1 protein-coding gene is annotated in these 731 nt (G+C 69.1%); it reads right to left on the bottom strand.

Translation table 11 applies throughout. The annotated features are described in order from the left end of the window. Positions 1-132 precede the first annotated feature (132 nt). Positions 133-731 (bottom strand): penicillin-binding transpeptidase domain-containing protein (locus MOV74_RS39565; RefSeq protein ID WP_246933044.1); only part of this gene is annotated, 599 nt, incomplete at its 5' end.

Genomic DNA, 731 nt, shown 5'->3' with positions numbered 1-731 from the left:
GGTCCAGGCGCCGATCGTCAGCGCGCCGATCTCGGTGCCGCGCGTCGTCGTCATCCAGGTGGCGCCGACGCCGACCACGGTCGCGAGCAGAAGGGCCGTCAATGTGATCAGGATCAGCCGCACGGGTTTCGATCAGTTCTTGCGCGGGACGGAGGCGTTGGCATTCTCTTCCGCATAGTTCTGCGGGAAGGCGAGCGCGCTCGTCGCCGAGGACGGCCCGGCCGGCTTGGTGTCGGCATCGGCCGATTTCTTTGCCGTCTTGGCGGCGTCATCCAGCAGCTTCTCGACGCGCACCAGGATGTCGGCGCCGCGCTTGGTCAGCACCGGCGGCGGGCCCGGCTTGGTCTCCAGGATCTTCGGCGCCGCATTGGCCTGCGCGTTGCTGACATGCTGCGGCGGCAGCTTCTGGCCCATGCCGATGCCGGGGATCTCCCGGACTTCGACGCCCTGATGCGCCGCGAGCATGATGTCGTGCCAGGTCTGCGCCGGCAGCGAGCCGCCGGTCATGCGGTTGGTCGGCGAATAGTCGTCGTTGCCGTACCACACCGCGCAGGTGAAATTGCCGGTGTAGCCGACGAACCAGGCGTCGCGATACGCGTTGGTGGTGCCGGTCTTGCCCGCGGTCGGAATGCCGTCGAGGGCGGCGCGGCGCGCGGTGCCCTCGCTGACGACGTGGCTCATCATGCCGGCCATGTCGGCGGCAACGGAGGCGGGGATTGCCTGGCGCGGCT

The sequence above is a fragment of the Bradyrhizobium sp. SHOUNA76 genome (assembly GCF_023006445.1).
Taxonomy (GTDB): Bacteria; Pseudomonadota; Alphaproteobacteria; order Rhizobiales; family Xanthobacteraceae; genus Bradyrhizobium.
This window is presented reverse-complemented; position numbering and strand designations above follow the sequence as displayed.